Below are 13,657 nucleotides of genomic sequence, written 5' to 3' on the forward strand. Positions count from 1 at the left end.
AATGCCTATTTGGGGAGCCAGAAGTTTTCTTTCCGGCCGTACTGCTATTATAGCAGGAAATGGTGTTCTACCGATTACTGTTGCGCAGACTCTTGAGAAGAATGGAGAAAATCCTTTTCTTGTGCTTTTGCATGGTGAGGCAGATTCTGTTCTTTATCGCTATGAGCATTGCGAGCTATCAATTGTAGAGTTAGCGCGACTCGTTAAAATTTTAAAAGAGGCTGGTGTATATAATGTTGTTTTGGCAGGTGGTGTGAAAAAGCGTCCACTTCTTAAACAATTGCGACTGGACTGGACAACATTTTTAGCTCTTCCTAAGTTAATCGGAGCTTTGAAGAGGGGAGACGATGCGTTATTAAAAGCTTTTATACGGGTTATTGAAGCACACGGTTTTTGTGTTATCGGTGCTCACGAAATAGTCCCAGATCTTTTAGCTCCCATAGAATTTAATTTAACAGTACGGCGCGCTACTCCAAAAGAGAAAAAAGATATTTTTTTAGCAGTAGAAGCAGCAAAGCTTTTAGGTCAATTAGATATCGGGCAAGCCGTTGTCGTTGTCCAAGGAAGGGTGGTTGCTCTGGAGGGTGCTGAGGGAACTGATAATATGCTGTGGCGTGTTTGTGAAATGCGAGAAAGAGGGCAAATTCCCCTTAAAGGTGGCATTCTTGTAAAATGTGCAAAACCACAACAGGATAATCGCGTTGATTTGCCATCAATTGGGCCAGCGACAATAATAAATATTGCAAAGAGTGGTTTATCTGGTGTTGCGGTGGAGGCAAATAGAAGTCTAATATTATCGGTGAAAACAACAATAGAAAAAGCCAACAAATATTCTCTATTTATAGAGACATTTGAAAGGTTTGGTCATGAATAATTGTTTCTTAAAGATTGCTGTGGTTTCAGGTGAGGAATCTGGTGATTTACTTGGGGCCGATTTAATTACTTGTTTATCACAACAGATAGGATGCAATATTCATTTGATTGGTGTTGGGGGGAGGCATTTAAAGGCATTAGGTTTAAAAAGCTTTTTTGATTCCCATGATATTGCTTTAATAGGTTTAAAGGAAGTATTGAAAAAACTACCATTGTTGTTGCTACATATTCGCAATTTATCCAAATTTATTGCACAAGAACAACCTGATTGTTTAATTATTATTGATAGTCCTGATTTCACACATCGTATTGCAAAAAAGGTACGTGCTTTAGCGCCTTCTATTCCTATTATTAAATATATTGCACCAACCGTTTGGGCATGGAGGCCAGAGCGTGCAAAAGCTATGCGTGGATTTGTTGATCATGTTTTAGCGGTTTTTCCTTTTGAAGAAAAGATTATGCAAGATTTGGGAGGCCCTGCCACGACCTATGTTGGACATCGTCTTTTGACATATCCTCCCCTTTTGAGAGTTCAGTCAGAAAAAAAAAGCCAATTAGAACAAAGAAATTTGATCGATACACAAATATCATCGCCTACATTAGTTATTTTGCCAGGATCACGCAATTTAGAAATTCGTTCCTTAATGCCTATTTTTCGAGAAACAGTAGAGATTCTTGTACAACGTATTCCTCATTTACGTATTATTTTACCAACCTTACCTCATTTGGTAGATAGAATCCGTGATTTTGTGCAAGGCTGGAAAAGCAAGATAGAAATTGTCGTTGGTGAAGATGAAAAATGGCGTGCTTTTGCACAAGCAGATGTTGCTCTTGCGGCACATGGAACTGTTTCACTTGAATTAGCCTTAGCAAAAATTCCTATGGTTCTTTGCTATAAACTTGATCGTTTTTCTAAATTATTTATTTTTCCTAAAATGATGTTATGGAGTGCTGCTCTTCCAAATATTATTGCTGATAAGCCTATTGTTTCGGAATATTTGAATGAATTAATCCGTCCTGGTATGTTAGCAAGACAAGTAGAACAACTTTTGGCTAATCCTTTATTGCGACAGGCACAACTTGATGCCTTTGAGATGGTAGAACAGAAAATGAAAACTGAAGTACCATCGGGGGTTGTTGGCGCACAAACAATTATCGCTCTTTTAAAAAACAAGAATAAAATTGTATAAATAAAGCAATATTTTAATGATTAATATTTAATTTTAGCAAGAAAATTACAAGCACGTTGGCTTTTAGGATTGGTAAAAAATTCTTCAGAGGCTGTATCTTCAACAATTTTTCCATTTTCTAGAAAGAGTATTCTTTCTGAGACTTTACGTGCGAAGCCCATTTCATGGGTAACACAAAGCATTGTGATCCCTGTATCGGACAATCGAGCCATCACTTCCAAAACTTCTCCCACACTTTCTGGATCAAGAGCAGAGGTTGGTTCATCAAAAAGCATGACTTCAGGTTCCATACAAAGTGCACGGGCAATCGCAACACGTTGTTGTTGCCCACCAGAAAGTTGTAAAGGATATTTTTCACAGTGTTTTTCAATACCAACATGTGTTAAGTAACGAATTGCCCGTTCTTGTGCTTGTTGTTTGGAAAGCCCTTGAACGGTCATAGGTGCTAAAATACAATTTTGTATAACGCTCATGTGGGGAAATAAATTAAAATTCTGAAAGACCATTCCTATCTTACGAAGAACTTTTTTTTGCTGTTGTATAGGAGCGGTATGGATATCAACGTTATGGATACAGATTGAACCTTTTTGTGCTTGTTCTAATTGATTAATACAACGAATTAACGTTGATTTTCCTGATCCGGATGGTCCACAAATAACGATATGTTCACCAGCTTGAACATTAAAGTTGATATCATGTAGGACCTGAAAGTTTCCATACCATTTATTTAGATTTTGAATAGAGATCACTGGTTTTTTATTGGGAGAGATCGATTTATTATTTTTCAAATTCATCTTATTTTATTCTTTCATTGATGAATAACGTGATTAATTCAACATTTTGGTTTGGTAAAGTTTTTTATGATCATTTTATTTAACGTAAATATCGAGTGAGGCGCTGTTCGATAAAAACAATAAAACGATGAATGAGTTCAACGATAAAGAGATAGATAAGAGCAGCCCAAACGTAAACTTGAAAATCAAAAGTCCGTGAATAAGTGAGTTTAGCAACTCCCATTAAATCATAAACAGTAATAAGTGAGGCAACAGCACTGGATTTAATCATTAAAATCAACTCATTTCCTAGGGGGCGTAATGCTACAATCATTGCTTGTGGAAGAATAACTCTAAAAAATGTGACAGAGTTGCTTAAACCTAAAGCTTTTGATGCTTCACGCTGTCCAGTTGTTACGGATAAAAAACTTCCTTTAAAGATCTCAGATTGATAGGCAGCAGAATTGAGTGTAAAAATAAAAAGACAACAATACCACGCATTTTGAAAAAACCACCATAGTCCCACCTGTTGCCAAAAACTATTCATTGAACCAAGCCCATAATAAAAAAGAAAGAGTTGAGCTAATAAAGGAGAGCCACGGAAAAAATAGACATAAGCATTTGCAAAATATTGTAAAAATGTATTCTTTGATAGACGAGCAAAAGCGATAAGCATACCAAGAAAAAGACCTAGAGAACAAGAAATAGAAACAAGCTCAACAGTAACAATAAAGCCATTAATAAATTTGGGTCCATAATGGCTTAAAAGATCAGGATTAAAAAGGAAATAAAGCCACTCAGGAATCATTGACCTAGCACCTTTTTATAGCCTATTTGAGTGTATGTTTCCAAATGGCGTAAGATTGCAGTAAAAACCGCTGAAAATAACAAATAGAGTAAGCATGCTACAAAATAAAATAGCATGGGTTTATTGGTAGCAGCGACAGCTAAATTCGTTTGTCGCATGAGGTCAACAAGCGCGATGGTAGAAACAAGGGATGTATCTTTCAGTAAAGTAAGCCAATTATTAGAAAGTCCTGGCAAGGCATTTCGGATGAGCTGAGGGAAGACAATACGAAAAAATGTGGTTGACCGTGAAAGTCCTAAAGCTTTAGCCGCTTCATATTGACCTTTATCAAAAATATTAAATGCTCCAAGCCAAACTTCACAAGAAAAAGCTGCAAGAACCATACTAAGGGCAAGAACACCAGCAACAAATGCATTGATACTGAACATGATTTCAAAATTAAAATAGTCAAATAAATTTTGAATAAGGCTTTGTAATCCGTAGTAAACTAAAAACAAAGTTAAAAGCTCTGGTAGCCCACGGAATACTGTTGAAAAGAGGCGTGCCATAGCTTTGGCCATCTTAATATTGGATCGAATCATCACTGCATTGAGAAGTCCTAGAGGAAATCCTAGAAAGCCACAACATAATGCCAATGACAAAGTCATTCCTGCACTGGAAAGTATAACCACTCCCCATCCACCATTGCTAAATGATAGCAATGCTAAATTTTCAATCATTCCTGTGTTCCTCATGAAAGAGTTCGATAATATTTTTTAGCAATAACCAGTAGGTTTCATTTAAATATCATATCGATATTTAATAAACATCACCTGTAAAATACTTTCTCATAATTTTTTCATAAGTTCCATCCAAACGGATTTCTTTTAGCGCCTTATTGAACTTATTTTTAAGTTCATTATTATTTTGACGGACTGCAATTGCAATAGGAAATCTTGTTTCTTCTAGAGTTCCCAAGAGGAGACAGCAATCTTTTCCTTCATTTTTAAGCCAATTTAATGCTTGTAATTTATCAACAATAATCACATCAAGTCGATGATTTAAAAGGTCACGATTCACTTCTATTGTGGAAGGGTAGAGTTTGATTTTCACCTCTTTAGAAACATAATGATCTTCTGCATAGAAAGCTTGTGTTGTATTTGATTGCACACCAAGATTTTTACCTCTAAAGTCTTGTGTCGAGATTTCTTTAATTCCCGAAGCTTTGGTAACGATAACAGCCAGTGCTGTATCGTAGTAAGGATCTGTGAAGTCAATTTTTTGTAAGCGCTCTTGTGTGAGAGAGAGGGAAGCAATGATAGCATCATATTTTTTTGCAATAAGTCCAGGGATCATTCCCTCGAAGTCTTGTGTAACAATAGTACACTCAACATTCATTTTTTTACAAAGTGCATAAGATATATCAATATCAAGTCCCTGCAATTTATTATTTGAGTCAATATAACTAAAGGGAGGGTAGGTGCCTTCACTCGCAATTTTTAATGTTTTCGCATCAGCCAATTGGGTGAATAGTACGGCGCTTATTATAAGAGCTCCTGCTAATAATTTCATGATGTTCTCCTATTGGATAAGCGGGCAAATATGAAATCATTATGTTTTTATAATCTGTAAGCTTTTTGGGAGCAATTCAAAAATTTATTGATGCTTATTTTAGATCATTATGTTGGGCATTATTATCAAAAAATTAGATTTTGATACGATAAAAATACAACTTTATCGTTGTCATTAGATTCTATAAAGTGTTTAAATATTGAGGAACAATTAAAAATTATTTTGATAAATGTAAATTTTCTTATAGAAATGCCGAATTTCCAATTATACCTGCATGTCCAATAAAGAGTTAAAGATACTCCTTAAATATACAGATTGAATTTTAATTCATAGTGAGATCTAATCGATATCGAAAGTAAAATATTTTCTCATAATTTTCTCATAGGTTCCATCGGCGCGGATTTCTTCTATTGCTTTATTAAAACTGTTTTTAAGATCATTATTATTTTGACGGAGTGCAATTGCAATAGGAAAATTTGTTTTTTCTAGAGTTCCCAAGAGGAGACAGCAGTCTTTTCCTTCATTTTCAAGCCAATTTAATGCTTTTAATTTATCAAAGATGATGATATCAAGCCGATGGCTTAAAAGATCACGATTAACTTCTGCTGCTGTAGGATAAAGTTTGATATTAACTCCTTCAGAGGCATAATGATCTTCCGCATATGCAGCTTGTGTTGTATTTGATTGTACACCAAGGTTTTTACCTCTAAAGGCTTGTGTTGAGATTTCTTTAATTTCCGAATTTTTGGTAACAATAACAGCGAGTGCTGTATTGTAGTAAGGATCTGTAAAATCAATTTTTTGTAAGCGCTCTTTTGTAGGAGAAAGGGAAGAAACAATAGCATCGTATTTTTTGGCAAGAAGACCGGGAATCATCCCCTCGAAGTCTTGTGTGACAATAGTACATTCAACATTCATTTTTTTGCAAAGAGCATAAGATATATCAATATCAAACCCTTGAAGTTCGTTATTTGAGTCAATATAACTAAATGGCGGATAAGAAGCATCACTTGCAATTTTCAGCGTTTGAGAATTGGCCGATAGGGTAAATAGTGTCGCGCTTATTATAAGAACTCCTGCTAATAATTTCATTATGTTCTCCTATTAGATAAGCTGGCAAATATGAAACCATCATGAATTTTTATAATCTGTAAGCTCTTTTGGAGCAATGTAAAAAATTTATCTGTGGTCATTTTGCTATCATTATGCTGAATATCATTGTCAAAAAATAATTTCTTTTTATCAAGTATGGGAATAAAAAATACAGGAAAGAAGGACACCTCTATTGATTATATGATTTAATGATTTTACTTAAAAAATCAATAATTTATCTTTAAAAGAAAAACTATTAACTTAAATACAAAGAAAATTTCAGCTCTTAACAGGACAAAATGTAAAGTATTTTTATTCGAATCTATTTGAAGAGGGATAAGAAGTTTTGGCATCTTAGAGAAGCACTTAATGTAAGTCTTTTGCAATTTTATCTGAAGAAGATAGAAAGAAAAATTCTGACATTGCTAGATTTTAATATGTAATAGGGCTTTTAAACATGGGGGAATGATAGGGAATACATTTCCATTAAAGATAATGAGGATTATAAGGTAAAATTTTCAATTTCTTTTTGCTAAATGTTTGGCTAATTCGCAGAAGAGTATTCTCAATTTCTTTACAGAGCTAAAACTTAGAATTTTTTAGTAAATTTTTATGATGATGTTATCTCTGTAGAAAGAGTTTTAAAATCACGTTTTATAAAAATTCTTAAAGGATGTTTTTTGATTACTCTCAATAAAGCTTCAGTAAACTGAAGCTTTATTGATCTCTTTTTTAATTTGCACGTTCATCTATAGGAACATAGTCACGCATAGCATAGCCTGTGTAGAGTTGTCGAGGACGACCAATTTTTTGTGCAGGGTCTTCAATCATTTCTTTCCATTGTGCCACCCACCCGACACTGCGCGCCAATGCAAAAAGGACAGTAAACATTTCAGTTGGAAAACCTAGAGCTTTTAATGTAATGCCGGAATAGAAATCAACATTGGGATAAAGCTTTTTTTCAATAAAATATTCATCACTTAAGGCAATTTTTTCAAGCTCTATTGCAATATCAAGAAGAGGGTCATCTTGAATGTTGAGTTCTTTTAAAACTTTATGACAGGTTTTTTGCATGATTTTTGCACGTGGATCATAATTTTTATAGACACGGTGCCCAAAGCCCATAAGGCGGAAAGGATCATTTTTATCTTTTGCACGTGCAATAAATTCAGGAATTCTTTTAATAGAACCTATTTCTTGTAGCATTTTTAGACATGCTTCATTGGCACCACCATGTGCTGGTCCCCAAAGGCATGCAACTCCTGCTGCAATACAGGCAAACGGATTAGCACCCGAGGATCCAGCAAGACGTACCGTAGATGTAGAAGCATTTTGTTCATGATCTGCATGAAGGATAAAGATTTGATCCATCGCCCGAGCAAGCACAGGGTTTGTTTTATATTCTTCACAAGGAACTGCAAAGCACATATGGAGGAAATTTGCAGCATAATTAAGATCATTACGTGGATAAACAAATGCTTGTCCGATACTGTATTTATAGGCCATAGCAGCAAGCGTTGGAACTTTTGAGATAAGACGAACAGAAGCAATCATTCTCTGGTGAGGATCTGTAATATCAATAGAGTCGTGATAGAACGCAGACATAGCGCCAAGGCAGGCAACCATGACGGCCATAGGATGAGAATCACGACGGAAGCCATGGAAGAAGCGTGCAAACTGTTCGTGTACCATGGTATGCTGCATAATACATCGATCAAATTCATTTTTTTCTTGCTGTGTTGGGAGTTCACCATAAAGTAAAAGATAACAACTTTCGAGAAAGTCTCCTTTTTCAGCCAATTGATCAATAGGATAACCACGATAAAGCAATATACCTTTATCACCATCGATATAAGTAATTTTTGATTCACAAGAAGCTGTTGAAGTAAAACCAGGATCATAAGTAAAAATATCGGTTTTTTTGTAGAGAGAAGCAATTTCAATGACTTCAGGTCCACTCGTGCCTTTACGCAAGGGAAGCTCTACTTTTTTATCATTCACAATAATATATGCGTTATTCTCAGACATTCGGTATTCCTTTCAGATCCTTCACTTCTAAAAATTAAGACTCTGCTTCATCAGAGTGGGGGATGTATAACTGAAGCTTTTCTTACTTATATTAAGGGTAGATTGCCTCTAAAAGTGAGTACATGCAATCTAAAAATATTTCCTTATTGATCATTATTACTCAATAAGAAATGTATTTCAATGATATAACATAAAAAACTCTTTTAAGGCGCGTTGAGATATCTGTATAGATCCTTATTTGAGGAAATATACTCAGTGCACATCATGGGCATATTGTTGTGATAAGTTGGTCCTTGATGCGATGAAGGGATTCATCGCGTCCTAATAAAATAAGAATATCCAAAACACCTGGTGATGTTGCACATCCTGTAAGAGCTGCGCGAAGTGGTTGGGCGATAGATCCAAATTTGAGATTCTGTGTTTGGACAAAAGAGCGAAGTGTTTCATCTAGAGTTTTTGTATCCCAAGAGGGGCACGCTTTCAGAGCAAGATAAAGATCGTTTAAAATGGTTCGTCCATTTTTATCTAAGAGCATTTGAGCTTTTTCATCAAGTTGTAAAGGTCGTTGCGTAAAAATGAAGGAGGCATTGTCAATCAGTTCGCACAGTGTTTTTGAACGTTCTTTCAAATGCGGGATTGCTTTTAAAAATTGAACACGGCGTTTTTCATCAAGTTTTTCAATAATTTGTGCTCCCCTATCGGTTTCTGGTAGAATATTAAGAGCGGCATCAAAAAGTTCTTGATCATTACTCATACGCATATAGTGTCCGTTGATGGAATCGAGCTTTTTGAGATCAAAACGAGCAGCACCTTTGTTAATATCCTCAATATCAAACCAAGAAATCATATCTTTAAGTGACATCAGTTCGTCATCACCATGACTCCAACCTAAACGGACAAGGTAATTGCGCAAAGCAGCAGGAAGATATCCCATTGTTCGGTAGGCATCAACACCGAGCGCGCCATGTCGCTTTGATAATTTTGCACCGTTTTCACCATGGATAAGAGGAATATGGGCCATAACAGGAATGTCCCATCCCATTGCTTTAAAGATAATCGTTTGTCGGGCTGCGTTGGTAAGATGATCGTCACCACGTATAATATGTGTGATGCCCATATCATGATCATCAACGACAACAGCATGCATATAGGTAGGCGAACCATCAGAACGCAAAATAATGAAGTCATCGAGATCTTTATTGGGAAAACGGATATCACCTTGAACGCGATCATGTACAATCGTTTCTCCATCTTGAGGGGCTTTGATGCGAATAACAGGCTTAACACCTTTAGGAGCTTCAGAACTATCACGGTCGCGCCAACGTCCATCATAACGTGGTGGGCGCCCTTCTGCACGGGCTTTTTCACGCATTTCAGCTAACTCTTCAGGTGAAGCATAACAATAATATGCTTTACCATTCTTGACCAACTGTTCAGCGATTTGGCGGTGACGTTCTGCACGTTCGAATTGCGAAATAGGGGCGCCATCGTAACTAAGACCCATCCAGTGCAAGCCATCTATAATGGCTTTTACAGCTGCTTCTGTTGAACGCTCTCGGTCTGTATCTTCAATTCGTAAAAGCATTTTTCCACCGGTATGTTTTGCATAAAGCCAATTAAAAAGAGCAGTACGAGCACCACCAATATGAAGGAAGCCAGTGGGTGAAGGGGCAAAACGAGTAATAACAGACACGAATATTTTCCTTTAAACTAAGATATTACTTATGGAATTTTATAGAAAAGTCATGTTAGCATAAGTGATGGGGCGTGCAATAGCCGTATTGCGAGTTAAAGTGGGGGACTGATGTTTTATAAAAGTAAAGAGGGTTTATCCGAAAAATCTGTTACAGAAGGAAAAAAGCCATGTCAGATAGGGCAGAGTGTTTTTTCTAGATATGATGATGCAAAGAACGGTAGCTATAACCAACAAAAACTTTTTTTATTGACACTCTTAAAAGAAGTAATCATTTTTTTTCGCAAATGGTTAGAAGATTGTATCAATAAAGAAGTTTCTTTTGGTATCCTTTTTTCGCTGATTTTAGTCTTTTTTGCCCTAGGAATCATTTTCTATTTTCATTTAGAGTGGGAACCAAGTTGGGGACAATTGGGGGCGTTGGTCAGTATTTTTCTGGGAATATTCTATGTTGCACGTTTTTATCGAAAAATATGGATTCCCGTGGGGTTTCTGTTTTGTATTATATTGGGTGCTTTAGCGGCAAAAATAGAAACGTGGCGTATTGCAACACCCATGCTAAGCAGTGACATTGTCACTACATTGACGGGAAGAATTGTTTCTATTGAGTCAGGTGCCAAAGGAGGATTTCGTTTAGTTTTGGAGATTTTGAATACAGAAAATCCTGTATTACGACATAGTCTTCATCGTGTTCGTTTATCGGCAAGATATTTGCCATCTGGCTTAGCGATTGGTGATGGACTGCATGGAAAAGTTAAGATTCGTGCATTCTCTGGGCCTGTGCGTCCAGGAGGCTACGATTTTAGTTTTCATAATTATTTTAAAAGAATTGGAGCACAAGGCGTTTATTTAGAAAAACCAAGAAAAATATTCGTTTCGCAGCCTGATGGAATATTCGCTATCATTCTACAGAAAATTGAAAATTTACGCACGAAGATGACACAAAGAATCCATATAGCCCTTGAAGGAGAAAAGGGGAGTGTTGCAGCTGCCCTCATAACAGGGCAGCGTGCTGGTATTTCAAATGAGACAAATGAAGCATTACGTACAGCTGGATTAGCTCATATTTTATCAATATCAGGTTTACATATGGCGTTGTTAAGCGGCATAGTTCTTTTGAGTATCCGTAGTTTTTTAGCATTTTTTCCAGTTTTTTCTTCCTATTATTCCAGTAAAAAATTTGCTGCTATCGTTGCTTTTATGATAACAGCTTTTTATTTGTTATTGTCGGGCTTAGCAATATCAGCGCAAAGAAGTTTTGTGATGATTGCTGTTATGTTGGTTGCTATATTGTGTAATCGCTCTGCTATAACAATGCGTAATTTTTCCATTGCAGGGTTGATAACTCTAGCGATGACACCCCATGAAATATTAGGTCCTAGCTTTCAAATGTCCTTTTCTGCGACTGCTGCTTTGATCGCTTTTTTTGATTGGTGGAGTGGAAGGTCATTTTTTCGTAAAAGAAAAACAACTCCCTCTTATGTTGGAGGAGGAGTGATAAATTTTGTTTTCTCATCGATGCTTTCAACATGTGCTTCTTCCTTTGTTGCAGGGAGTGCAAGTGGAATTTATGCTGCTTATCATTTTTCTAATATGGCATCTTTGAGCATTATTAGTAATGCTTTTGCTTTGCCTGTCATCTCAATTTTTGTCATTCCCTTTGGATTAATCGCAGTTCTTGCAATGTTAGGAGGATTCGAATGGCTTCCTCTTCAAATTATGGGTTTTGGAGTTGATCTTGTAATAAAGATTGCACATGCTATCAAGGCTATTTCTCCTGATTTGAATCCTGGTTTTATGCCGTTATCAGCGTTAGTTTTATTGAGTATAGGCTTGGTTGGACTGACTTTTTGCAAAACACCCATCCGGCTCTTTTTTAGTTTGTTTATTTTGGCAGGTATTTCTATTTGTGTAATGCATTCACCTGTACAACTGATTATAGCAGATAATATGCGTCTCGTGGGCGTTATCCATGATAAAAAATTATATATTGATCGTTACCATATTTCTAAGTTCACGACATCCATATGGAAAAAGTCATTTCGTGTGAATGAAACGATTAAACCAACAAAATATGGTCCTTCGTTGCACGGACAATTTATTTGTGATTATCATGTATGTACATCTTTATTGGATAATGGATTAAAAGTGATCGTTTTACAGAGAGAAACAGATCAATGTGTAGAGGCAGATATTCTCATTCAGACATTTGTGATGCATAATCCAACTTGTTACAAGAAGGCAAAAATAATATTTATGCCTCAACAATTGTTATCACGAGGAAGCGTTATGATGACCAAAGGTGGAGATATTATTTGGTCTTCTCTAGGGTTTCATAGACCATGGAATATGCACAGACAGCATTCATAAAAACATATAATCGGTCATATTTTGCTTCACATTTGGATAATGACAAAACAAAAAATAACAGAAGACTTTTCTCATAATATTTTACGGTATTTAGATTGGTAATTTTATCAATGTCATTGAAACGAGATAATAATCTACAGTTTTCTAGAAATAGATGATTTTTTATATCTGATCATTTTAATTTTTTCAAAAAAATTGATATGTGCATCTTTGTGCATCCTATTGATAGCACAAGATAAATCAAAAATTCTTATTGAATGAAAAAAATGCTAACAAATCTTCTCAAAGAAATAAAAAAGATAATTGTTGATTATTCTATTTTATTCTTATCATATATTTCTATAACGGGTAACATCTCTTCAAGCAAAAGATGATGGTAAATTTAAATAGATTGCGTCAAGAGGTTATCTTTTATTATCATTATTATCGGTGGTAATAGGGGTGATAAATGCTGCTTATGCGGATAGAAGGCAAAGTCATTCATGAATGTTCAGCAGTTAAAAAAAATGGCAGCTATTAAAGCGCTTGAGTTTGTTGAAGATGGTATGCGGCTTGGTATCGGATCTGGTTCGACAGTCAATGAATTTATTCGTCTTCTAGGTGAGCGTGTTGCGGATGGTTTGCGTGTGACTGGTGTTGCTACTTCAAGATATTCTGAACAACTCTGTCATAAGTTTGGAGTGCCTGTTAGCACTTTAGAACAAATACCTGAGCTGGACCTTGATATTGACGGAGCAGATGAAATTGGTCCTGAGATGATGCTCATTAAAGGGGGAGGGGGAGCATTGTTGTATGAAAAAATTGTAGCATCGGCATCTCGTGCAATGCTTGTCATTGCGGATGAAACAAAGGTGGTAAAAAGACTTGGTGCTTTTGCACTACCAATTGAAGTTAATCCATTTGGTATCCACACAACATGCAGAGCCATTGAAAAAGTCGCTGATGATTTAGGGCTTTCTGGAAAAATTTCATTGCGAATGAATGGAAAAGATCCTTTTGAAACAGATGGTGGCCATTTTATTCTTGATGCATTTTGGGGCTGCATTTTGCAACCAAAACCATTATCGGATGCACTTCTTGCTATTCCTGGTGTTGTTGAGCATGGCCTTTTTTTGGGGTTGGCTTCACGTGCAATTGTCGCTATGGCTGATGGTCAAATAAAAGTTTTAGAACCGTTTGATTTTTAGAAAAGGCATTTACATGATGATATGTTAGCACAGTAAATAAAGGGTCTTAAAGATTTTAGGTAGAATAACGAATTAAAATTATAATTAGCTAT

The 13,657-nt window shown here is 36.0% G+C and carries 11 protein-coding genes; 4 read left to right on the top strand and 7 right to left on the bottom strand.

The features are described 5' to 3' along the window. The first annotated feature begins 1 nt into the window (after position 1). Positions 2-874 carry an LpxI family protein gene (locus tag PVV63_RS03560; protein WP_273790674.1) on the top strand — a complete coding sequence of 291 codons (873 nt, stop codon included), beginning with the start codon at positions 2-4 and terminating at the stop codon, positions 872-874. Next, positions 867-2,063: a lipid-A-disaccharide synthase gene (gene lpxB / locus PVV63_RS03565; RefSeq protein WP_273790675.1), complete on the top strand. Its 1,197-nt coding sequence runs from the start codon at positions 867-869 to the stop codon at positions 2,061-2,063. The genes PVV63_RS03560 and lpxB overlap by 8 nt, the downstream gene beginning before the upstream one ends. Before the next feature lie 20 nt (positions 2,064-2,083). On the opposite strand, the gene PVV63_RS03570 is transcribed toward lpxB, so the two are convergent. From PVV63_RS03570 to gltX, 7 genes are all read right to left on the bottom strand, one after another. Further along, positions 2,084-2,857 (bottom strand): amino acid ABC transporter ATP-binding protein, encoded by a 774-nt coding sequence (locus PVV63_RS03570; protein WP_273790676.1) that lies wholly within the window; start codon positions 2,855-2,857, stop codon positions 2,084-2,086. A gap of 79 nt (positions 2,858-2,936) precedes the next feature. Beyond that, on the bottom strand, positions 2,937-3,644 hold the full coding sequence (locus tag PVV63_RS03575) for an ABC transporter permease (protein ID WP_273790677.1): 708 nt from the start codon (positions 3,642-3,644) through the stop codon (positions 2,937-2,939). Beyond that, positions 3,641-4,363, bottom strand: coding sequence for an ABC transporter permease (locus tag PVV63_RS03580; RefSeq protein WP_273790678.1), 723 nt, complete (start codon positions 4,361-4,363; stop codon positions 3,641-3,643). The genes PVV63_RS03575 and PVV63_RS03580 overlap by 4 nt, the downstream gene beginning before the upstream one ends. A gap of 79 nt (positions 4,364-4,442) precedes the next feature. Further along, positions 4,443-5,195: a transporter substrate-binding domain-containing protein gene (locus PVV63_RS03585; protein WP_273790679.1), complete on the bottom strand. Its 753-nt coding sequence runs from the start codon at positions 5,193-5,195 to the stop codon at positions 4,443-4,445. A gap of 339 nt (positions 5,196-5,534) precedes the next feature. Further along, the gene (locus PVV63_RS03590; protein ID WP_273790680.1) at positions 5,535-6,287 is read right to left on the bottom strand and encodes a transporter substrate-binding domain-containing protein; all 753 of its coding nucleotides are present in this window, start codon (positions 6,285-6,287) and stop codon (positions 5,535-5,537) included. A 732-nt stretch (positions 6,288-7,019) separates the two neighbouring features. Next, a complete protein-coding gene (gene gltA / locus PVV63_RS03595; protein ID WP_273790681.1) occupies positions 7,020-8,315 on the bottom strand; it encodes a citrate synthase in 1,296 nt (431 codons plus the stop codon). Positions 8,316-8,577: 262 nt separating this feature from the next. Then, entirely contained in the window at positions 8,578-10,008 is a 1,431-nt protein-coding gene (gene gltX / locus PVV63_RS03600; protein ID WP_273790682.1) for a glutamate--tRNA ligase, read from the bottom strand. Positions 10,009-10,119: 111 nt separating this feature from the next. Between gltX and PVV63_RS03605 the strand changes: the two genes are divergently transcribed. Continuing rightward, complete coding sequence (locus PVV63_RS03605) at positions 10,120-12,378, top strand: ComEC/Rec2 family competence protein (RefSeq protein ID WP_273790683.1); 2,259 nt, start codon at positions 10,120-10,122, stop codon at positions 12,376-12,378. Between the two features lie 482 nt (positions 12,379-12,860). Then, entirely contained in the window at positions 12,861-13,565 is a 705-nt protein-coding gene (gene rpiA / locus PVV63_RS03610; RefSeq protein WP_273790684.1) for a ribose-5-phosphate isomerase RpiA, read from the top strand. Positions 13,566-13,657: the final 92 nt, after the last annotated feature.

The organism is Bartonella sp. CM31XJBT (assembly GCF_028618555.1).
Classification (GTDB): domain Bacteria; phylum Pseudomonadota; class Alphaproteobacteria; order Rhizobiales; family Rhizobiaceae; genus Bartonella.